21 protein-coding genes are annotated in these 20,085 nt (G+C 70.2%); 9 read left to right on the top strand and 12 right to left on the bottom strand.

Annotation, left to right across the window (positions count from 1 at the left end; translation table 11 throughout):
- Positions 1-7 precede the first annotated feature (7 nt).
- From ACN6M5_RS14400 to ACN6M5_RS14420, 5 genes are all read right to left on the bottom strand, one after another.
- Entirely contained in the window at positions 8-445 is a 438-nt protein-coding gene (locus ACN6M5_RS14400; RefSeq protein ID WP_085367580.1) for a PTS mannitol transporter subunit IIA, read from the bottom strand.
- Positions 442-2,055 (bottom strand): PTS mannitol transporter subunit IIBC, encoded by a 1,614-nt coding sequence (locus tag ACN6M5_RS14405; RefSeq protein WP_434950826.1) that lies wholly within the window; start codon positions 2,053-2,055, stop codon positions 442-444. The genes ACN6M5_RS14400 and ACN6M5_RS14405 overlap by 4 nt, the downstream gene beginning before the upstream one ends.
- 25 nt (positions 2,056-2,080) lie before the next feature.
- A complete protein-coding gene (gene ptsP / locus ACN6M5_RS14410; protein ID WP_434950828.1) occupies positions 2,081-3,766 on the bottom strand; it encodes a phosphoenolpyruvate--protein phosphotransferase in 1,686 nt (561 codons plus the stop codon).
- Positions 3,767-3,768: 2 nt separating this feature from the next.
- The gene (locus ACN6M5_RS14415) at positions 3,769-4,035 is read right to left on the bottom strand and encodes an HPr family phosphocarrier protein (protein ID WP_085367583.1); all 267 of its coding nucleotides are present in this window, start codon (positions 4,033-4,035) and stop codon (positions 3,769-3,771) included.
- Positions 4,036-4,101: 66 nt separating this feature from the next.
- On the bottom strand, positions 4,102-4,410 hold the full coding sequence (locus ACN6M5_RS14420) for a PTS sugar transporter subunit IIB (RefSeq protein ID WP_434950831.1): 309 nt from the start codon (positions 4,408-4,410) through the stop codon (positions 4,102-4,104).
- Between the two features lie 164 nt (positions 4,411-4,574).
- Between ACN6M5_RS14420 and ACN6M5_RS14425 the strand changes: the two genes are divergently transcribed.
- On the top strand, positions 4,575-6,485 hold the full coding sequence (locus tag ACN6M5_RS14425; protein WP_434950833.1) for a BglG family transcription antiterminator: 1,911 nt from the start codon (positions 4,575-4,577) through the stop codon (positions 6,483-6,485).
- A 92-nt stretch (positions 6,486-6,577) separates the two neighbouring features.
- On the opposite strand, the gene ACN6M5_RS14430 is transcribed toward ACN6M5_RS14425, so the two are convergent.
- From ACN6M5_RS14430 to nucS, 4 genes are all read right to left on the bottom strand, one after another.
- A complete protein-coding gene (locus tag ACN6M5_RS14430) occupies positions 6,578-6,988 on the bottom strand; it encodes a hypothetical protein (protein ID WP_085367585.1) in 411 nt (136 codons plus the stop codon).
- A 98-nt stretch (positions 6,989-7,086) separates the two neighbouring features.
- Complete coding sequence (locus tag ACN6M5_RS14435; protein ID WP_085367586.1) at positions 7,087-7,767, bottom strand: HAD hydrolase-like protein; 681 nt, start codon at positions 7,765-7,767, stop codon at positions 7,087-7,089.
- Between the two features lie 37 nt (positions 7,768-7,804).
- Positions 7,805-8,224, bottom strand: a complete 420-nt coding sequence (locus ACN6M5_RS14440) for an SseB family protein (RefSeq protein WP_085367587.1) — start codon at positions 8,222-8,224, stop codon at positions 7,805-7,807.
- Complete coding sequence (gene nucS / locus ACN6M5_RS14445; RefSeq protein WP_168688336.1) at positions 8,224-8,919, bottom strand: endonuclease NucS; 696 nt, start codon at positions 8,917-8,919, stop codon at positions 8,224-8,226. Before nucS ends, ACN6M5_RS14440 begins: the two co-directional genes overlap by 1 nt.
- A 33-nt stretch (positions 8,920-8,952) precedes the next feature.
- Between nucS and ACN6M5_RS14450 the strand changes: the two genes are divergently transcribed.
- Positions 8,953-10,002, top strand: coding sequence for a lactonase family protein (locus ACN6M5_RS14450; protein ID WP_434950836.1), 1,050 nt, complete (start codon positions 8,953-8,955; stop codon positions 10,000-10,002).
- Positions 10,003-10,078: 76 nt separating this feature from the next.
- Here the strand turns inward: ACN6M5_RS14450 and ACN6M5_RS14455 are convergent, their stop codons facing one another.
- On the bottom strand, positions 10,079-11,338 hold the full coding sequence (locus tag ACN6M5_RS14455) for an MFS transporter (RefSeq protein WP_434950838.1): 1,260 nt from the start codon (positions 11,336-11,338) through the stop codon (positions 10,079-10,081).
- 78 nt (positions 11,339-11,416) lie between these two features.
- Here ACN6M5_RS14455 and ACN6M5_RS14460 point away from each other — a divergent pair, with 78 nt between their 5' ends.
- Both ACN6M5_RS14460 and ACN6M5_RS14465 read left to right on the top strand, forming a co-directional pair.
- Entirely contained in the window at positions 11,417-12,502 is a 1,086-nt protein-coding gene (locus tag ACN6M5_RS14460; RefSeq protein WP_434950841.1) for a LacI family DNA-binding transcriptional regulator, read from the top strand.
- A gap of 81 nt (positions 12,503-12,583) precedes the next feature.
- Complete coding sequence (locus ACN6M5_RS14465; RefSeq protein ID WP_434950843.1) at positions 12,584-13,792, top strand: amidohydrolase; 1,209 nt, start codon at positions 12,584-12,586, stop codon at positions 13,790-13,792.
- A 21-nt stretch (positions 13,793-13,813) separates the two neighbouring features.
- Here the strand turns inward: ACN6M5_RS14465 and ACN6M5_RS14470 are convergent, their stop codons facing one another.
- The gene (locus ACN6M5_RS14470; RefSeq protein WP_434950845.1) at positions 13,814-15,106 is read right to left on the bottom strand and encodes an MATE family efflux transporter; all 1,293 of its coding nucleotides are present in this window, start codon (positions 15,104-15,106) and stop codon (positions 13,814-13,816) included.
- Between the two features lie 59 nt (positions 15,107-15,165).
- Positions 15,166-15,831 (bottom strand): SDR family oxidoreductase, encoded by a 666-nt coding sequence (locus ACN6M5_RS14475; RefSeq protein ID WP_434950847.1) that lies wholly within the window; start codon positions 15,829-15,831, stop codon positions 15,166-15,168.
- Between the two features lie 88 nt (positions 15,832-15,919).
- Between ACN6M5_RS14475 and ACN6M5_RS14480 the strand changes: the two genes are divergently transcribed.
- The 5 genes from ACN6M5_RS14480 to ACN6M5_RS14500 all read left to right on the top strand — a co-directional run bounded on the left by ACN6M5_RS14480 (position 15,920) and on the right by ACN6M5_RS14500 (position 20,078).
- Positions 15,920-16,843 (top strand): ABC transporter ATP-binding protein, encoded by a 924-nt coding sequence (locus tag ACN6M5_RS14480; RefSeq protein WP_434950849.1) that lies wholly within the window; start codon positions 15,920-15,922, stop codon positions 16,841-16,843.
- Positions 16,840-18,552: an ABC transporter permease gene (locus tag ACN6M5_RS14485; RefSeq protein ID WP_434950851.1), complete on the top strand. Its 1,713-nt coding sequence runs from the start codon at positions 16,840-16,842 to the stop codon at positions 18,550-18,552. Before ACN6M5_RS14480 ends, ACN6M5_RS14485 begins: the two co-directional genes overlap by 4 nt.
- A 44-nt stretch (positions 18,553-18,596) precedes the next feature.
- Positions 18,597-19,067, top strand: a complete 471-nt coding sequence (locus ACN6M5_RS14490) for a GbsR/MarR family transcriptional regulator (RefSeq protein WP_085367596.1) — start codon at positions 18,597-18,599, stop codon at positions 19,065-19,067.
- Between the two features lie 234 nt (positions 19,068-19,301).
- Positions 19,302-19,541: a hypothetical protein gene (locus tag ACN6M5_RS14495; RefSeq protein WP_434950853.1), complete on the top strand. Its 240-nt coding sequence runs from the start codon at positions 19,302-19,304 to the stop codon at positions 19,539-19,541.
- Between the two features lie 129 nt (positions 19,542-19,670).
- Positions 19,671-20,078 carry a hypothetical protein gene (locus ACN6M5_RS14500; RefSeq protein ID WP_434950855.1) on the top strand — a complete coding sequence of 136 codons (408 nt, stop codon included), beginning with the start codon at positions 19,671-19,673 and terminating at the stop codon, positions 20,076-20,078.
- The last annotated feature ends 7 nt before the right edge of the window (positions 20,079-20,085 follow it).

Genomic DNA, 20,085 nt, shown 5'->3' on the forward strand with positions numbered 1-20,085 from the left:
ACCCGTCCTATTCGTTCACGTCGCCGAGGAGCGCGAACAGGGCGTCCGCATCCGGTGCGTCGAGCAGTTTCTGCACGTCGTCCTCCTCCGAGAAGAGGATCGCGATCTTGGACAGGATCTCCAGGTGCTCGTTGTTCTGCCCGGCGATGCCGACGACGAACCGCACCTCCTCGCCGCCCCAGTCGAGGGGGGAGGAGTACCGGATGAACGACAGCGCGGACCGCTTGATCTCGTCCTTGGACTCGTTGGTGCCGTGCGGGATCGCGAGGCCGTTGCCCATGAAGGTCGAGACGGTGTTCTCGCGGTCCTGCATCGAGTCGACGTACGCGGGCTCCACCGCTCCGGCGGCCACCAGCAGGGCGCCGGCCTCGCGGATGGCGTCCTCCCTGGTGGATGCGGTCCCCGCCGCCACCACGTTGGCCCTGTCGAGAATTGTGTCTGTCATCGGTTCGCGTCCTCCGGAGTGTTCTGCTGCGCCTTCACGAGGTCGACCACCTCGTCGTAGCGCGGGCTGTTCATGAAGTTGTCCACCGAGACGTGCTGCGACGCGGGGGACTGGCCCTTCGCGCGGTCGGTCAGCTCGCGCTGGGTGATCACGAGGTCGGCGGTGCCGTCGAGGTTGCTGATGGCCTGGTTCGTCACCGTCACCCCTTCGATGCCCGCCTTCTTGATCTTGTTGCGGAGGACGGAGGCGCCCATCGCGCTCGACCCCATCCCAGCGTCGCACGCGAACACGATGTTGCGCACGAGCCGCGACGTCGCGTCGCCCTGGGCGTCACCGGTGTCGTGCTCTCCCTCGTTGACGAGGCTCTGCAGCACGCTCGACTCCTTGCCCTTGTTGGCCTGGGTCGCGGCGACGGCCGCCGTCATGTCACCGGCGTTGCCCGCAGCAAGGTCGCGCTTGCGGCTCGCACGCAGGATGACGGAGCAGACGATGAACGACACGGCGGCCGCTCCGATCACCGAGAGCACCACGCCGACGAGGCTCGGGCCAGGGGTCTGCAGCAGCACGGCGATGATCGAGCCGGGGGAGGCCGGAGCGCGGAGGCCGGTCTGGAACGCGGCGTTGATCGCGACACCGGTCATACCGCCGGCGATGGCGCCGATGATCAGGATCGGCTTCATCAGCACGTACGGGAAGTAGATCTCGTGGATGCCACCGAAGAACTGGATGATGATCGCGCCGGGTGCGCTCGCCCGGGCGACGCCGAGGCCGAAGAACGAGTACGCGGCCAGGATGCCGAGACCGGGGCCGGGGTTCGCCTCGAGGAGGAACAGGATCGACTTGCCGGTCTGCTGCGCCTGCTCGATGCCGAGCGGGGTGAGCACGCCGTGGTTGATCGCGTTGTTGAGGAACAGCACCTTGCCCGGCTCGATCAGGATGCTCGCGAGCGGCAGCAGGTGCAGGGACACCAGCCAGTTCACCGCACCGCCCAGCACGCTGCTCAGCCACTCGACGATCGGTGCGATGCCGAAGAACGCGCCGATCGACAACAGCATGCCGACGATGCCTGCCGAGAAGTTGTTCACCAGCATCTCGAAGCCGGCCTTGATCTTGCCGTCCCAGATGCGGTCCACCTGCTTGATCACGTATGCACCGAGCGGGCCCATGATCATCGCGCCGATGAACATCGGGATGTTGCTGCCGACGATCACACCCATCGTGGCGATGGAGCCGACCACGCCGCCGCGCACGCCGTAGACCATGCGGCCACCGGTGTTCGCGATCAGCAGGGGCAGCAGGTAGGTGATCATCGGGCCGACGAGGCCCACGTACTGGTTGAAGGTGTGACCACTCGGGTCCTGCGCCAGCACGGTGGCGGCGCCTTCCCAGCCGATCTTCGCCTGGTCCCCGAAACCGCCGAGGATGCCGCTGATCGCCCAGTTGGTGCTCTGCAGCCAGCCGGTCGCGATGAAGAGTGCCGTGATGAACCCCCAGGCGATGAACGCAGGGATGTTCGGCATGACCATGTTCGAGAGGAAGGTTCCGAAGCGTTGCACGTGAACGCGCGCGCCGTTCGGCTTCCGTGTCGTCGTCTCTGACGCCGTGGACATTGTGGTGCCTCGTTTCTTGTCGGGGTTACTGTGGGGGGCGCCCGGAGATGGCGGCGCGAACCGCATCCCGGGCCTCTGCCGCGCCATCGGCGGCCAGTGCGATCCCGGCCAGGCTCTTCGCCTGGTCGAGGGTGAAGCGCTTGATGGACATGCGCACGTCGGCGATCGCCGCCGGCGACATCGAGAGGGTCGTCGCACCGAGGCCGACGAGCACGACGGCGAGCAGCGGGTCGGCCGCGGCCTCACCGCAGATGCCGACCGGCTTGCCGAGCTCGGTTCCCGCCTTACCGACCTCGCCGATCAGGCGGAGGACGGCCGGGTGCCACGGGTCCTGGAACCCGGCGACGGAGCCGAGCAGGCGGTCGGCGGCGAGCGTGTACTGGGTGAGGTCGTTGGTGCCGATGGAGGCGAACGCCGCCTCGCGCAGGATGCGGTCTGCCGTCAGCGCTGCCGACGGGATCTCCACCATCACGCCGACGGTCTTCAGCCCGAACTCGGACGCCAGCTGCACGAAGTAGCGGGTCTCCTCGACCGTCGCGACCATCGGCGCCATCACCCAGAGGTCGGCGTCCGTGGCGGCGTCGGCTTCGGCGAGGGCCGTCAGCTGCTCGCGCAGCAGGTCCTCGTTCGCGCGGAGCGCGCGCAGGCCGCGCAGGCCGAGCGCCGGGTTGTCCTCGTGCGCGTCGTTCAGGAACTCGAGCGGCTTGTCCGCGCCCGCGTCCAGCACGCGCGCGACCACCTTCTGGCCGGGGAACGCCGACAGCAGCCGGATGTACTCCGCCCGCTGCTGCTCGACGGTCGGGGCCATGCGCTGGTCGAGGAAGAGGAACTCGGTGCGGAACAGGCCGACGCCCTCGGCACCCGCATCCACTGCCTTCTGTGCGCCGTCTGCCGAACCGAGGTTGGCGAGCAGCGGGATGGCGGTGCCGTCGGCGAGCGTGCCTGGCTCGGTTCCCCCGCTGAGGGCGGCCTCGCGGTCGGCGATGCGGCGCTCTGCATCGGCGCGGAGTTCGGCGTCCGGTGCGACCGTGACGGTTCCGGATGCGGCGTCCACCACGATCTCGGTGCCGTCGGCGATGGCGTCCGCCCCTGCCACGCCGACGATGGCGACGATGGCCTTCTCGCGCGCCAGGATCGCGGTGTGCGACGTCGGTCCGCCCTCGCGAGTGACCAGGCCGAGAACCTTGGTCAGGTCGAGCAGAGCGGTATCGGCCGGCGCGAGGTCGTGCGCGACCAGGATGTACGGGGTGTCGGACTGCGGCACGCCGGGTGCCGGGCGGCCGGACAGCGCCGAGATGACGCGCTGCGCGACATCGTCCAGGTCGGTCGCGCGCTCTCCCATGTATCCGCCGAGGCCGATCAGCATGTCGCGGAAGACGGCGAAACCCTCGAACACGGCGCGTTCCGCGGTCTTGCCGGAATCGATGCGGTCGGAGACGTCGGAGGCGAGGGTGGAGTCCTCCGCCATCATCGACTGGGCTTCGAGCACGTCGGCCGCGGTGCCGTCCACCTTCGCGGCGCGGGCGCGCAGGTCGTCTGCGACGGCGGCGACCGCGGAGGCGAAGCGTGCGCGCTCCTCGTCGGGGGTGCTGGTGCTGGGGGTGTCTGCCGGCTCGGGAAGCGGGTCGGACATCCGGAGCACGCGGCCGATGGCGATGCCCTGGCCGATGCCTGCCCCGGTGAGGATGTCGGTGGCGGTGGTGTCGGACATGATCAGGCGTCGTGATCCGTCGCGAGGATCTCGGCCAGGTCGTCGAGAACGGCCTCACCGCCCGGTGCGTCCGTGGTGAGAACGATCTTGTCCCCGTGGTCGATGCCCAGGGAGATGACGCCCAGGATGCTTCCCGCGTCGACGGTCTTGCCGCCCTCCTTGGTCAGCTTCACCTGCGCGCCGGACTTGCCGACGGCCTCGACGAACAGCTTCGCCGGGCGCGCGTGCAGCCCGTGGGTCGATCCGACGGTGATGATCCGCTCAGCCATGATTCTGTGCTCCTTCGGTGTCGCTCGGGAACGTTTCCCGGCTTCCCATATTCATAGTCTCGCTGCTCACAGGGCCGCAGCTTTTGCGTCGAGAGCCAGGTTGAGGGCCGCGGATCCGTCGATGGCAGCGGGGGAGACGGCGGGCAGCACGGCGACGGCGGCGCCGGACGATGCCGCCAGTTCCTGCAGGGCGGGGAGCTGCGGCGAGAGGTGCGCACCGACGAGGACGACGTCGACGCCCGCGTACGACTCGAGCTGGCTGGCGCTCCCTGCGACGACGTTCGCCTCGACACCACGAGCGGCAGCTGCTGTGCGCAGCTTCAGGGCGACGAACGTGCTTGACGCGCCGGCGCCACAGACGACCAGGATCTTCATTGACCTGCCTTGCCTTTCGAGATGGTGCGGATGGAGCCTCTTCGATGCTTGTCCGCATCCACCGGTCGTGCCAGCAGCGTTTCTTCCTCCTGTGCGGAAAGATCGTCGGGGAGCGGCCTCCGTGCGGTCAGGAGGTGGTTGACTCGGGGAGAAAGGTGGTCGCGGTGGCCCTCTCGGCGAAGCAGACGAGAATGCTGGACATTCTCGCGCGCCGTGCTGCCTGGGTGACGGCCGCCGACCTCGCGAGTGAACTCGGTGTGACCACCCGCAGCATCCGCAGTTACACCGCCGCGCTCAAGGAGTTGGTCGAGTCCGGTGCAAGCGGCTACCGGCTGGACCGGGAGGCGTACGACGCCTTCCTCGCCGACGCGGCAGCGGGAGCGGGCAGCGGCGACACAGCGGACTCCCCGCAGGAGCGGCTCGTCTTCCTCGTGCGCCGCCTGCTCGACGAGCCGGACGGCATCGACGTGTTCGAGACGGCGGAGAGCCTGTTCGTCAGCGACTCCACCATGGAGTCCGACCTGACCAGGATGCGCGGCCTCCTCGCGGACACCGAGCTCACGCTCACGCGCAGAGGCCCCGTCGTGCAGCTGGCCGGCCCGGAGATCGCCCGGCGCAAGCTGCTGAGCCGCCTGTTCCGCGACGAGATGCGCCAGGGCGTCGTCGACATCGCACGCATCCAGGAGGCGTTCGCGTCCGAGGGGCTGGCGAGCTTCAAGTCCGACCTGGTCGAGATGCTGGATGCCCGCGGCTTCTTCGTCAACGAGTACGGCATCAACGACGTGCTGCTGCACATGGCGGTCGCGCTCGACCGCGTCGCCAAGAACCGCGTGCTCCCCGCCGCGGCCGACCCGGAGGTGAGCGAGACCATCCGCACGCTCGCCGACGACCTCGGCACCCTCGTCACCACGCACTTCGACGTCGTGCTCGACCCGACCGAGCTGCGCTACCTGGCGATCCTGCTGCGCACCAGGGTGATCGCGCCCGGGGCGGGGTCCGACACCGTCGCCGAGTTCGTGAGCGACGACGACTTGGAGGTGGTGCGCGGGATCGTGGCACGCGCATCCACCGAGTACCTGGTGGACCTGCGGGACGAGAACTTCATCGTGCGCCTCACTCTGCACGTGCAGAACCTGGTGGCGCGCGCCCACGAGAAGACGTACTCGCGCAACCCGCTGACCCGCTCGATCAAGAGCTCGTACCCGATGATCTACGAGCTGGCCGTCTACATCGCGAGCCGGTTGCAGGCCGCGGAGGACATCGTGGTCAACGACGACGAGATCGCATACATCGCGATGCACGTCGGCGCATACCTGGAGCAGCAGTCACGCCGGAGGGATGCGGTCACCTGCGCGGTCATCTGCCCCAACTACTACGACATGCACATCCTGCTCAGGGAGCGGCTGGAGAGCGCGCTCGGCGACGAACTGGACGTGACGAGCGTGATCACCTCGACGGAGGCCGACTGGGATGCGATCGACGCCGACCTCGTGCTGAGCACGATCGAGCCGCGCGGGCGCAGGGAGAACACGGTGATCGTGCAGCCGTTCCTGACCGAGGCGGACATCGAGCACACGCGGCAGGCCATCGCGCGCATCCGGCGTCAGCGTCGCCGGGCGCGGATCAAGAACGACCTGCTCGAATACTTCGACGAGCGGCTCTTCCTGCGGAACTTCTACGCCCGCGACCCTGACTCGATGATCAGGGCGCTGGGCGACAGGATGATCGCGGCCGGCGCGATCGACCAGGACTACGTCGACCAGACCATCGAGCGCGAGCACATGTCGTCGACGGCGTTCACCGACTCGCTGGCGGTGCCGCACGCGATGACGATGAGCGCCAAGCGCACGGCCATCGCCATCGTGGTCAACGACACCGCGATGGACTGGGGGGATGCGCGGGTCAACGTCATCGCATACATCGCGTTCGACGCGGGCGGCCGGGCATCCTTCCAGACGGTCTTCGACCAGTTCGTCGAGGTCTTCTCCGACCGCGAGACGGTGCTCTCCCTCATCCGCCGCACCGCCGCGTTCCCCACCTTCATCGACGAGCTCGTCCGCATCATCGACTCGTGAGCGCCGCCCCGCCGCGCAAAAGAATCGAGTCCGAACCTGTTCACGCGACGCGCCGAGCGCGCCCGTGAACAAGTCCGGACTCGATGGTGTCGCTAGTTGGCGGTGACCGCGTAGGTCACCGAGACGCCGGGGGTGCCGACGGCGACGGTGTACTTGTCGTTGGTGAAGACGGCCTTCGAGTCGGTTGCGCCGGACTGGATGGTGTATCCGGCCTTCTCGAGGGCGGACTTCGCGTCGGCGAAGCCTGTCGTGTTCTTCGGCTGGACCGTGACCGACCAGCCGTTGGCCTCGTCGCCGCGGGCGACGAGCAGGATCCCGTCGACGAGCGGGACGTCCTTCTTCGGGAAGCTCGCGGGGAGCGTGGCCGAAGCTGCGGCGGTCTCGGAAGCCGATGGGCTGGATGACGTGTCGTTCCCGCTGCCGCTGGCGCAGCCTGCGAGGGAACCGATGGTGAGGGCCGCCGCGATGACGGCCGGAACGAGCATTTTCTTACGTGACTGCATGTTTGTTTCCTAGTGCTGTATGTGTGTCCGGAATTGCAAACATTCAGCTTACTCGCGAGGGCTGACAGCTGGTCTGCCCACAGCAGAAGGAAACGGGATCAGCCGAGCAGCAGCGCGCTCAGCTGGTCGCTGGAGTGCACGACCGCGATGGCGCCGGCGGCCTCGGCGGGGGAGCCGTATCCCCACTCCACCAGGATGGTCGGCAGCCCGTTCTCGCCTGCGCCCTCCACGTCGAACGACCGGTCGCCCACCATCACGGTGTGCGCCAGGTCCACGCCCTGAGCGGTCAGGCGGCGCAGCGCCTCGGCGACGACGTCGGCCTTCGCGCTCAGCGTCTCGTCCTCCGAAGCGCCGGTGATCACGTCGAAGTACTGCGCGAGGTCGAAGTGCTCCAGGATGCGCTTGGCCTGCAGCTCGGGCTTGCTCGTCGCGACGGCCAGCGGGATGCCCGCGGCCTGCAGCCGGGTGAGCAGCCCCCGGATGCCCGGGAAGACTGCAGAGTCGAACGCGCCGTTCTCGTGGTAGTCGGCGCGGTAGACCGTGAGGGCGTCACGCGCTTCCTGCTCGGTCATCCCGGCGAACTCCTGCAGGGATTCGAGGAGGGGAGGGCCGACGTACTCGACGAGCTTGGCGGGGGATGGCACGGGCAGGCCGAGGGTCTCGAAGGTGGTGACGAGAGAGGAGGTGATGCCGGGTGCGGAGTCTGTGAGGGTGCCGTCGAGGTCGAACAGGACGCAGGTCCAGGTGCGGGTGACGGTGGTGGGGGTCGGGTTGGTCATAGCTGTCCTATGGTATGTGAGGTGTTTCAGAAACGTCTCAGTGCTCGCTGAGAGCTGACTCGATGTGGGAGCGGGCGACGACCATCGTCTGCTCGGTGCCCGGGTTGAACTGCACGGCAACGAACTCGGCCGACCGGATGAAGCCCAGCGCCTCGGTGGCCGGCACGATCACGGCCTGCACCTGCGTGCCCGCGCCCTCCTCCGTGGCGCCCACCGCATCCCGCAGCGCCTTCATCGACGTGAACAGCGGCAGCACGGGCTCGCCGTTCGTAGACGTGAGCGTGCGCAGGCGGGTGTCCTGCGGGGTGGAGCCGGTGACGTCGACGACCAGGCCGCCCTTCACCGCGGCGGCGAGCAGCGCATCCAGATTCTCGAGGGTCGGCTCTGCCGCGATGGCGGCCAGCGCCGTGCGGACGGCGACGTTCTCGTAGCTCTGCGGAAAGCGGGGCTGCTTCATCAGAACAGCCTGCTGTCGCTGTCGTCGAGGCCGCGCATGGCGTCGTAGTCGAGCACCAGGCACCGGATGCCGCGGTCCTCCGCGAGGGTGCGTGCCTGCGGTTTGATCTCCTGCGCGGCGAACACGCCCTGCACGGGGGCGAGGTGCGGATCGCGGTTCATCAGCTCCAGGTAGCGGGTGAGCTGCTCGACGCCGTCGATGTCTCCCCGGCGCTTCAGCTCGACGGCGACGGAGCCGCCCGCCGCATCCCTGGCCAGGATGTCGACGGGGCCGATCGCCGTCATGTACTCGCGGCGCACGAGGGTGTGCCCGTCGCCGAGGAGGTGGATCTGCTCGGCCAGCAGCTTCTGCAGGTGGGCTTCGACGCCGTCCTTCTGCAGGCCGGGGTCGACGCCGAGGTCGTGCGCGGAGTCGTGCAGCACCTCGTGGATGGAGACGACGAGCATGTCCGCCGTCTTCGCCTGGGTGACCTTCCAGACCTCGGTGACACCGGCATCCCGTTGCGCGTCGTCCGGCTCGATGACGCTGAGGGTGCAGGGCGGGCTCATCCAGTTGAGCGGCTTATAGGAGCCGCCGTCGGAGTGGACGAGCAGGCTGCCGTCGGATTTGAGCATGAGGAGCCGGTTCGCGAGCGGCAGGTGAGCGCTCAAGCGACCGGCGTAATCGACGGAGCAATGGGCAATGACGAGACGCACCGGATCATCCTACGGCGCTGGCAGGATGGGCACATGACCCGCCAACTCCTCATCGGCACGTATACCGAAATCCTCCCGCACGTCTCTGGGAGCGCCCGCGGCATCCTGCAGGCGGACTTCGACGGGACCACGGTGCGGGATGCGCGGCTCGTCGGCGAGTGCACGAACCCGTCCTGGGTCACGGCGTCCACCGACGGCACGCGCGTGTACGCGGTGCGGGAGACGGAGCCGGATGGCGCGGTCGAGGCCTTCGCGCGCGGAGCTGACGGCGCGCTGACGCTGCTCTCGTCCGCGTCGTCGGGAGGGGCGACGCCCGCCCACCTCGCGCTGCACCCGTCCGGCCGTTACCTGGTGGCCGGGACGTACGGCGGCGGCTCCGTGTCGGTGTTCGCGCTCGCCGCCGACGGGTCGCTCGGCGCCCGCACCGCCTTCGTGCAGCACGAGGGCAACGGGCCGGACGCCTCCCGTCAGGAGGGCCCGCACGTGCACCAGCTGAGCTTCGACCCGGTGACCGGCGACCTCGTGGTGGTCGACCTCGGGCTGGGCGACGTGCGCTGGTACGCGTTCGGCGACGACGGCACGCTGACCCTGCGCGCGGACGCGACCATTGTGCTCGGCTCGTCGGGGCCGCGGCACCTGGCGTTCGCACCGGATGCGCGGCACGCGTTCGTGGTGAACGAGCTCGACAGCACCGTGGCCGTGCTGCGTCGCGCCGGCGACCGGTTCGCGGTGGCGTCGTCCGCATCCACTCGGCCGGACGGCGCATCCGGAGACAACAGCCCGGCGGCCGTGCGCGTGGCGGAGGACGGCCGGACGGTGTTCGTCAGCAACCGCGGAGACGACACGATCGCGGTCCTGGCCTTCGACGAGCAGGCGGCGACCCTCACCCTGGTGGATGCGGTCCCCACCGCTGGCCGCGCCCCGCGCGACCTCGTGGTCGCCCCCGGCGGGTCGCGCATCCTGGTCGCCAACCAGGACAGCAGCGATGTCTCCGTCTTCGCCTACGCCCCGGACTCCCGGACCCTCACGCACCTCTCGACCGCGCCCGTCCCCACCCCCGTCTCCCTCCACGTCCTCCCCTAATAAATCGAGTCCGAAGTTATTCACGCGACACGCCGGGCGCACCCGTGAACAACTTCGGACTCGATTGTTCTGGAGGTCAGGACGCGGGGTCGGGGGCGGCGGCAGGGGAGGTGCTCGTGGAGGGGCGCACGGCGCCCGCGGCGACGAACGCCGCCACGAGCAGCACCAGCACCAGGTAGAGCGCGTTGAGCAGGCCGAACTCCTTGCCGAGGAAGCCGATCACCGGCGGCCCGACCAGGAACGCGCAGTAGCCGATGATCGCCACGGCGGAGACGCGGGCGGCCGGGTTGGCCGCGCCGTCCGCCGCGGCGGACATCCCGAGCGGGAAGCCGAGCGAGACGCCGAAGCCCCACAGCACCGTGCCGATCACGACCAGCCAGAGCGGCCCGCCGAGGATGAAGATGAGCAGACCCGCCGCGCCCAGGCCCGCGGTGATGCGGATGGCGAGAACGCGGCCGATGCGGTCGACGATCGGGCCGCCGAGCACGCGGCCGAGCGTCATCGCCGCCACGAAGAACCCGAAGACGAGGGCGCCGGTTGAGTTGCTCTGGTCGTGTCCGTCGACCACGGCGAGCGAGATCCAGTCGTTGGCCGATCCTTCGCCGAAGGCCATGCCGAGCATCACGACGCCGATCAGGATGAGCCGCCAGTCCGCCCACACGGCGAGTCCGTCGCGCATCCGCTGACGGAACGGCACGGCGGGCTTCTCCGCCACCTCGTCGCCGAGGTCGGCCTCGCGCGGCACGTAGCGCACGGCGATCACGATGGACACGGCGACCACCACGGCGATGACGGCGAGGTGCCAGGACACGTCGATGCCGAGCGCGGCGGCCGCGGCTCCCACGCCGGCGCCGATGACCGTGCCGAGGCTGAAGCAGGCGTGCATCAGCGGCATCAGCGTCTTGCCGATCTCGCGCTCGACGGCCGTGCCTTCGACGTTCATCATCACGTCGACCATCCCGTTGCCGAAGCCGAGCAGGATCAGCCCGATGGCCACCACGGGCACCGAGTGGGCGACGGATGCGCCGACGCCGACGAGCACGAGTCCCACCGAGACGATGAACAGGCCGGCCACCATGCCCTTGTGCGGGCCGAAGCGGATCAGGATGGGCGACGACGCGGCGAGGCCGACGATCGCGCCGATGGACATCCCGAGGATGAGCAGCCCGACCGCCGAGGGGTCCTTGCCGAGTTCGAGGCCGTCGCGCACTCCCGGGATGCGGGCGACCCAGCTGGCCAGCGACAGGCCGCTGAGGATGAAGATCACGAACACCGCATTGCGCCAGGCGAGCAGTTCGCGGCGGCTTCTGGTGCTGGTCGGGGTCGTCTGCGACATCGGCTTATCCTGCGGGTGAGAGGGGCGAAATGGTGCTCGAATCGTTTCGATCGAAACGATTCGACTAAGCTACCACACGTGAACGACACGAGCACGACCCCCGAAGCAGGAGCGGCCGGCAGCGTCCGTCCGACGCTCGCCGCCGTCGCCAGGCTGGCCGGCGTCTCCAACTCGACGGCCTCCCTCGCCTTCAGCGGCACCGGCCCGGTCTCCGATGCCACCAGAGAGCGCGTCCTCTCCGCCGCCAAAGAGCTCAACTACGCGGGTCCAGACCCGCGCGCCCGCTCCTTGCGGCGGGGCCGCTCCGGCATCGTCGGCGTGGTGATGGAGGAGCGTGTCGGCGACGCCTTCCGCGACCCGATCAAGATCGCGCTCCTCGACGGCATCTCCGACGAGATCGCCGCCATCGACGCCGGACTCCTCATTCTCACCGACGCCGGCGAGGCCGCCCAGCGCATCGAGGACGCCCCGATGGATGCCGTGGTCCTCATCGGTTGCAGCCCCCGCCTCGACGAGTCGGTCGCCATGCTCCGCCAGCGCGGCATCCCGCTGGTCGCGATCGAGGGCGACCCGGCCGACGACGTCCTCACCATCGCCCAGGACAACCGGGAGGCCACCCGCGTGGCCGCACAGCACCTCGCCGACCTCGGCCACACCGACGTCTCCGTCGTCACCCTCTCGCTCACCCGCGACCGCGCCCGCGGCCCGCTCACCGACGAGCGTCTCGCCGCCGGAAGCTCGAACACCACCCTGGAGCGCCTGTCCGGCGTCCGCGACGTGTTCCCGGATGCGGGCGGCTACGTCACCCGCGGCTCCTTCGTGGAGGAGGGCCGCATCGCCGGGCACGCACTGCTCGACGACCCGGCCGGCCGTCCGACCGCGATCATCGCCCAGAGCGACCTGCTCGCCGCCGGGGTGATCCGCGCGGCGGAGGAGGTCGGGCTGGCCGTGCCTGCCGACCTCAGCGTGGTCGGCTTCGACGGCGTCCGCGTCGACGGGCTCTGGCCGTACGACCTGACCACCCTCGTCCAGCCGGCCATCGACAAAGGCAGGGCGGCGGGGGCGGCGATCGTGGAGATGCTGGAGGGCGGCGTCGCGCACCCCGCCACGTTCACGAGCGTCTTCCACCTGGGCAACACCACGGCGGGTCCGCGCGCGCACTGATGGGCGCGCATCCCGAACCGGGCGCACCCATCGCGCGTCGAACCTCCTGCGCACCCGCCCTCCCCGCCTAGGCTGAGCCTCATGGATCTCGAAGCCCTGTACCGCGACCTGCACAGCCACCCTGAGCTCTCCTTCGCCGAGCACCGCACCTCCGGTGTCGTCGCCGACGCGCTCACCGACCTGGGGGTCGAGGTGGTCACCGGCATCGGCGTCACCGGCGTTGCCGGGGTGTTCCGCAACGGCGACGGCCCCACCGTGCTGCTGCGCGCCGACATGGATGCGCTGCCCGTGCTGGAGGACACCGGCCTCGAGTGGGCGTCCACCCAGACCGGCGTGGACCACACCGGCGCGACCGTCCCCGTCATGCACGCGTGCGGCCACGACATCCACATCACCTGTCTTCTCGGAGCGGTCGAGCGCCTGGTCGCCGACCGCGCGGACTGGTCGGGAACGCTCGTCGCCGTCTTCCAGCCGGCCGAGGAGCACGGCGGCGGCGCGCAGGTGATGGTCGAGGGCGGCCTCTACGACAAGGTCCCGACGCCCGACATCGTGCTCGGTCAGCACGTCACCCCTCTTCCCGCCGGGATGCTCGGAGCCCACTCCGGCCCGGCGATGGCGGCGGTCGACACGATGCAGGTCGTCCTGCACGGCCGCGGCGGCCACGGCTCGCGCCCGGAGACCACCATCGACCCGGTCGTCATGGCCGCGGCGACCGTGATGCGCTTGCAGACGGTGGTGTCGCGCGAGGTCGCCGCCCAGGACACCTCGGTGGTCACGGTCGGCTCGCTGCACGCAGGCACGGCGAACAACATCATCGCCGCCGAGGCCGCCCTCGGCATCAGCATCCGCAGCTTCAGCGAGGAGGTGCGCGGCCGCGTGCTCTCGTCGGTGGAGCGCATCATCAGGGCGGAGGCCACCGCATCCGGTGCCGACGTGCCGCCTGACATCGAGTACGGGGAGCGCTATCCGGTCACCGTGAACGACCCGGAGGCGACCGCGCGCACCAACGGCGCGTTCGCGGCGGAGTTCGGCGAGGACCGCATCTTCGACCCCGGCGCGATCTCCGGTAGCGAGGACGTCGGCAACCTCGCGACCGCGGTCGGCGTCCCGCTGGTCTACTGGATGCTCGGCGGCGGCGACCCCCAGAAGGTCGCGGCGGCGATGGCGGCGGGCACGGCGGAGACGGACATCCCGTCCAACCACTCCCCGCACTTCGCGCCGCTCGCCCAGCCGACCATCGACACCGGCGTGCGTGCCCTGGTCGTGGCGGCGCGGGAGTGGCTGGCGTAGCAGCGGACGGAGCGGCCTCCGCTACACCACCGCCCCGGCGCGCATCCATCGGGTGGTGCGCGCCCTGAGCCCGAGGGTCACGGCGCGCGCCCCGATGTACCCGAACGCGAACGCCGCCGTGAGCCACGCCAGCCCGGCGGCGTCGTGGCTTCCCCAGACGACCACGGCCACCGCGAGCGGCGCCAGGTAGCGCGCGTCGCCCGCGCCGATCAGCACGCCGTCGAGCACGAACACGTACCCGCCGAGCGGTGCGCCGACGCCCACGATCGCGAGCGCGGGCGGCAGCAGCGCGGCGACCGTCGCGTCGCCGGTGAAGAGCCCGGCCGCGACCGGGCTGGTGAGCAGCACCACGGCGCCGAGCACCATCCCTGCCCCGATACCCCACTGGATGCACCGCCGCAGCACCGCGTCGAGGTCACCGGCGCCGAGCCCCTTGCCGACCAGGGCCTGCGCGGCGATGGCGAGCGCATCCAGGGCGAACGCCAGGGTCGCGAACACGGTCATCGCCACCTGGAACGCCGCGAGCTCGTCCGGCCCGAGCCTGGTGGCCGCGAACACCGCGAGCAGCATCGCCGCGCGCAGGCTGGCCGTGCGCAGCAGCAGCCAGCCGCCGGAGCGGGCGGTGCTCGTGAGTCCGGTGTGATGGGGGAGCAGCGGTGCTCCGACCCTCCGCGCGTTGACGGCGACGATCACCAGGTACACGGACGCCATCGCCCACTGCGCCGCGACTGTGCCCACCGCGGACCCCGCGATGCCGAGCCCGGCCACGTAGATGAAGAGGTAGTTGAGCACGATGTTCACCGCGAACCCGGCCACCGCGACCACGAGCGGGGTCTTCGTGTCCTGCAGCCCGCGCAGCAGACCGGTCGCCGCGAACACCAGCAGCATCGCCGGCAGCCCGAGCATCGAGATCTCCAGGTAGCGGGTGGCCGCCTCCGACACCGCAGTGGATGCGCCGAACAGGCCGACCAGCGCCGGTGACGCGAACCAGCCGCCCACCGCGAGCACGATGCCGAGCCCGAGCGCCAGCCAGCATCCGTCGACCCCGGATGCGACGGCCCCGCGCAGGTCACCGGCCCCGAGCCGCCGGGCGACGGCGGGGGTGGTGCTGTACGCGAGGAACACCATCAGCCCGACGATCGTCTGCAGGATCGCGCTCGCGATCCCGAGCCCGGCGAGCGGCGCCACCCCGAGGTGACCCACCATCGCGGAGTCGGCCAGCAGGAAGACGGGCTCGGCGACGAGCGCGCCGAGCGCGGGCACAGCGAGGCGGAGGATGTCCCGGTCGACCGGGCGGAGGGAGGATGACGTCACGACGCCCCAACGCTACCGAACCGCACCGGCTGCCACCCAGCCACCGTTCCGTCTCCCGTTCAGAACCGGGCGGAGAACCCGCCGTCGGTGTGCAGGAGCTGCCCGGAGACCCACCGTCCTTCGTCGGAGACGAGGAAGGACACGACGGCGGCGATGTCGGCCGGCGTGCCTAGGCGGCCGAGTGGATGCATGGGGGTAAGGGTCGCCCGGACCTCGTCGTTCATCCACCCCGTGTCGATCGGCCCCGGATTGACGGCGTTGGCGGAGATGCCGAGCGGGCCGAGCTCGCGCGCCGCCGAGATGACGATGCGGTCGAGCGCCCCTTTGGATGCGCCGTACGGCAGGTTGCCCGTGGTGTGGTCGCTGGTCAGCGCGACGATGGCGCCGCCGCCCGGCGCGACCTGGCGCGCGAACGCCGCGATCAGCAGGAGGCTCGCCCTGGTGTTGATCGCCACGTGCCTGTCGAAGCTCTCGGCCGTGGTGTCGAGGATGCCGGACTCGACGTCGTGGGCGTGGCTCAGGATGAGCGCCTCGATCGGACCGCGCTCCGCCGTGACGGCGGCGATCAGCTCGCCCGGTCCCGCGGCGGTCGACAGATCGCACGGGTAGTCGACGTCGGCGAGATCGCTGGTGACGACCTCCCAGCCGTCGCTGCGCAGCCGCGGCACGATCCCGGCAGCGATGCTGTCGGCCCGCGCCGCTCCGGTGACGAGAGCGAGAGGCACGCACCGACCATATGGCACAGGCGCCTCCCCGTAAAGATTCTGTTAGGAATATTCAGAAATTACTGAAACAAGCGTAAAGTCATCGCTCATGGACACAGTCATTGAGGCCGTCGGCCTCGAAAAACGGTTCGGCCGGGTGCGCGCACTCGACGGTCTCGACCTCTCCGTCTCCGCGGGCGAGGTGCACGGTTTCCTCGGGCCGAACGGCGCGGGGAAGTCCACCACGATCCGCATCCTGCTCGGTCTGGCCAAGGCCAGCGGCGGTCGCGCCACCCTGTTCGGCCGGGAGCCGTGGAAGGACGCCGTCGACCTGCACCGGCGCATCGCATACGTCCCTGGCGACGTGAGCCTCTGGCCCAACCTGTCCGGAGGAGAGGCCATCGACCTGCTCGCCCGGCTTCGCGGAGGCACCGCGGACAAGGCCGTGTACGCCGAGCGTAAGAAGCGCCTGATCGACGTCTTCCAGCTCGACCCCACCAAGAAGGGCCGCGCGTACTCCAAGGGCAACCGGCAGAAGGTCGCGCTCGTCGCGGCGTTCGCCACCCCGGCAGACCTCTACATCCTGGACGAGCCGACCAGCGGCCTCGACCCGCTGATGGAGGCCACCTTCAACAGCGAGATCGCGCGGGTGGCCGGCGACGGCGCCACGGTGCTGCTGTCGAGCCACATCCTCTCCGAGGTGGAGCAGCTCTGCGACAGGGTCAGCATCATCCGGGCGGGCAAAACCGTGGAGTCCGGCACGCTCTCCGAACTGCGGCACCTGACCCGCACCGAGGTCTCCTTCGTGGCGGACGGGATCACGGATGCGCAACTCGCGCGCATCCCGAACGCCCACGACCTGCACGCCTCCGATGGGCGGGTGCGCTTCACCGCGGACTCCGACAAGCTCTCCGGCGTGCTCTCCGCGCTCGCCGAGCTGGACACCCAGGGCCTCACCGTCGCCCCTCCGTCGCTGGAGGAGCTGTTCCTGCGCCACTACGGCGACGAGCTCGCGGGGGCGAACGAACGATGACCACCGCAACGCAGTCCACGGGTCGTCCAGCCGGGCCGGCGACGCACCGAGACTCGGCCGCCCGCCGCGACCAGAGCACGGGCCGCACGCTCGCCGTGCTGCTGCGGCAGCGCATCCGGCGCGACCGCTGGCAGCTGGTCATCTGGATTCTCGGCATCGCGCTCCTTGCGCTGTTCTCCGCCGCGAGCATCAGCAACACGTACGGGGATGCGAAGAGCCGCGCGGAGCTGATGCAACTCGCCATCGCCAACCCGGCCGTCCTGATGCTGCGCGGGCTCCCGCAGGGCACAGGGCTCGCCGCCGTGACGTTCTTCGAGATCTTCACCTTCCTCGCGCTGCTCGCCGGCCTGATGTCGACCTTCCTCGCCGTGCGGCATTCTCGGGCGGAGGAGGAATCGGGCAGAGCCGAGCTGATCGCGTCGACTCCCGCTGCGCGCGTCCTGCCGACGGTCGCCACGCTCATCCACGGCGTGCTCGCGAACGTGCTGCTCGCCGTCGCGACCGGTCTCGGGTTCATCGCGGCCGGGCTGCCGGCCTCCGGATCGTTCGCCGCCGGAGCAGCGGTCGGCGGCGCAGGGATCGCGTTCCTCGCGGTCGGCCTGCTGCTCGCGCAGCTGATGATGACCTCGCGTGGCGCCAACGGCTTCGCCTCCGCGGTGGTGGTGCTCGCGTACCTGCTGCGCGGCATCGGCGACGCCTCCGGCACGATCACCGGGGACGGCAGCCATCTGGTGAGCGCCTGGCCCACCTGGCTCAGCCCAATCGGCTGGGGGGAGCAGTTCGACCCGTACGGAGCGAACGACTGGCGTCCGCTGCTGCTGCAACTCGGTCTCGCTGTGGTGCTCATGGCGGTGGTGTTCGCGCTGCAGTCCGTGCGCGACAGCGGTGCCGGCCTCATCCCGGAGCGGGCGGGACGACGGGATGCGCGGGCGACGCTCGCCGGACCGCTCGGCCTCGCCTGGCGCCTGCAGTGGCCGACCATCCTCGGCTGGACCGTCGGCGGCCTGTTCACCGGGCTGCTCGCCGGTGCTCTCGGCAGCGTGGTCAGCACGTCGATCGCCAACGACCCGAGCCTCGGCAACATCCGCAAGGCCGTCGGCCAGATCGGCGCGGGAGGCTCGGGGACGATGACCCAGATCTTCATCTCGGCGATCTTCTCCATCGTCGGAGTGCTCGCAGCGGCCTGTGCCACCCAGGCGGTTATCCGCCTGCGGCAGGAGGAGGCGGGAGGAGCGGCCGAGGTGCTGATGTCGACGCCGCTGTCTCGGGTGCGCTGGCTCCTGCAGTTCCTGCTGGTGGGGGTGATCGCGATCGTGCTGGTGCTGCTCGCCGCGGCCATCGCATCCGGTCTCGCCGCCGTCTCCGCGGGCGAGGACGCCTCGACCGTCAACAGCTCGTTCGCCGCAGCGGCCGCCCAGCTGCCGGTCGCGCTCGTCTACCTCGGTGTGCTCGCGCTGGTGTTCGTGGTGCTGCCCTCCTGGACCATCCCGCTCGGCTGGACGCTGCTCGGCCTCGGAGCGTTCATCGGCATCTTCGGCGGCCTGATCGGCCTGCCGACCTGGGTGCACGACCTGTCGCCGTTCGCCCACTCGCCCGTGGTGGTCGGCACCCCGGACTGGACGGGCGGCTACTGGATGCTCGGAATCGCGGTGGTCGCGACGGCCGCCGCCGCCGTGCTCATCCGTCGCCGGGATTTCGCGATCGGGTGATGCGGCGCGGGTGATGCGGCGCACGGAAATGAAAGGATAGGCGGGTGGCGAGAGACGAGCGGGCCCTCAACGATGTGCTCGAGCACGCCGCCTCCGTGCTCACCGCCGCCGGATTCCCGAAGATGCCCGCGCGCGTCCTGATGGCTCTCACCGTCACCGAGCAGCAGGGGATGACCGCCTCCGAACTCGCCGAACGCCTGTCCGCGAGCCCGGCAGGCATCTCCGGGGCGGTCAGGTATCTGCAGACCATCGGCATCATCCGCCGTGTCTCGCAGACCGGCAGCCGCCGCGACCGCTACGAGCTGCCGAGCGACTGGTACGCGTCGATGGTGCGGCAGTCGCCGGTCTATGCGGTGCTCGCCAGCCAGGCCGACGCCGGCATCGCCGCCGTCGACGATCCTGACTCCCTGGCCACCGAGCGCCTCCGCGACATGGCGGGCTTCTACCGCTTCCTGGAGGGCCGCCTGCCCGAGCTCATCGACGAGTGGGAACAGGTCCGCGCGTCCCGTTCCTGAGTGCCTCCCCGCACGGTTTCCCACCGGATCGGCTACACTGGATGCGGAACACACCGTTTCGGTCGGCTTGACGCTCCTCTCATCGTCGCCCCGAAGACGCGCCGTTCCCACCGCGGACCACCTGTCCGCCACCGCCCCATCGCGAGGCAGCTCATCCCGAGCGCCGGTCGCGGACGTCACGCGTCGACGCGTGACGGAGGCGGGTCACCCACACGCTTTGAAAGAAGTACAGCTATGTCAACGACAACCACTCTCGGAATCCGTTTCGATTCCCACGACCCCATCGCCGAAGCCTGGACTCCGTCCGACCTCGACTCCCTGCCCGCCGGCAGCCGCATCCTCGCCCCGTACCCGGAGCAGGACGGCCGCGGCGACATCCTCGTCCGCCACAACGACGGCCTCTGGCACCGCGACCTGTTCGCGCCCATCCCGTCCAGCGCGCTGACCGCCTTCCCCATCCGCGTCCTCGGCTGAGCCGCGCGCCGCGAGACGCCAGTATCTGCGCCGCCGCGCGGCGTGTCGGCAACAGATACTGGCATCTCGCCGGGGGCCACGCGCGTCGCGGGGCGGCGCGGCGTGGCCGGGTGGGATGCTGGCTGGACCATGCGTTTCACCACACCCGTGCAGAAGACCGTCGTCGTGGTCGTGTTGCTCGCGATCAACGCGGTGCTGGCGCTCGCCCTCAACGCGCTGCGCTGGGAGCCCGGCTCCATCGCCCTGTCGATCCTGCAGCTCATCGGGTGGTATCTCGTCAGCCGCGTCTTCCGCGGGCCGGGCGAGCCGGTGGCCGCCGCGCGCCCGTGGTGGCGCATGACGGCGCGCCCGCTGCTCAGCGGTGTGCTCGGCGCAGGCTACCTGCTGGTCGCCCTCGTCAACCTCGTGCTGTCGATGGTCGGCTTCGGCAGCGCATCCGGCACCGTGTCCGTGCTGGTCGAGCTCGTACTCGCCGCGCTGTTCCTCACCACGTTCGTCCGGCTCAGGGCTCTCGGCACCGCGCCGCGAACCCCGTAGGCTGGCG

The organism is Leifsonia araucanica (assembly GCF_051161895.1).
GTDB lineage: Bacteria > Actinomycetota > Actinomycetes > Actinomycetales > Microbacteriaceae > Leifsonia.

Coding starts and splice junctions, on each gene's coding strand:
- ACN6M5_RS14400 (WP_085367580.1), bottom strand. CDS start 445: ATGACAGACACAATTCTCGACAGGGCCAACGTGGTGGCGGCGGGGACC.
- ACN6M5_RS14405 (WP_434950826.1), bottom strand. CDS start 2,055: ATGTCCACGGCGTCAGAGACGACGACACGGAAGCCGAACGGCGCGCGC.
- ptsP (WP_434950828.1), bottom strand. CDS start 3,766: ATGTCCGACACCACCGCCACCGACATCCTCACCGGGGCAGGCATCGGC.
- ACN6M5_RS14415 (WP_085367583.1), bottom strand. CDS start 4,035: ATGGCTGAGCGGATCATCACCGTCGGATCGACCCACGGGCTGCACGCG.
- ACN6M5_RS14420 (WP_434950831.1), bottom strand. CDS start 4,410: ATGAAGATCCTGGTCGTCTGTGGCGCCGGCGCGTCAAGCACGTTCGTC.
- ACN6M5_RS14430 (WP_085367585.1), bottom strand. CDS start 6,988: ATGCAGTCACGTAAGAAAATGCTCGTTCCGGCCGTCATCGCGGCGGCC.
- ACN6M5_RS14435 (WP_085367586.1), bottom strand. CDS start 7,767: ATGACCAACCCGACCCCCACCACCGTCACCCGCACCTGGACCTGCGTC.
- ACN6M5_RS14440 (WP_085367587.1), bottom strand. CDS start 8,224: ATGAAGCAGCCCCGCTTTCCGCAGAGCTACGAGAACGTCGCCGTCCGC.
- ACN6M5_RS14450 (WP_434950836.1), top strand. CDS start 8,953: ATGACCCGCCAACTCCTCATCGGCACGTATACCGAAATCCTCCCGCAC.
- ACN6M5_RS14455 (WP_434950838.1), bottom strand. CDS start 11,338: ATGTCGCAGACGACCCCGACCAGCACCAGAAGCCGCCGCGAACTGCTC.
- ACN6M5_RS14465 (WP_434950843.1), top strand. CDS start 12,584: ATGGATCTCGAAGCCCTGTACCGCGACCTGCACAGCCACCCTGAGCTC.
- ACN6M5_RS14480 (WP_434950849.1), top strand. CDS start 15,920: ATGGACACAGTCATTGAGGCCGTCGGCCTCGAAAAACGGTTCGGCCGG.
- ACN6M5_RS14485 (WP_434950851.1), top strand. CDS start 16,840: ATGACCACCGCAACGCAGTCCACGGGTCGTCCAGCCGGGCCGGCGACG.
- ACN6M5_RS14495 (WP_434950853.1), top strand. CDS start 19,302: ATGTCAACGACAACCACTCTCGGAATCCGTTTCGATTCCCACGACCCC.
- ACN6M5_RS14500 (WP_434950855.1), top strand. CDS start 19,671: ATGCGTTTCACCACACCCGTGCAGAAGACCGTCGTCGTGGTCGTGTTG.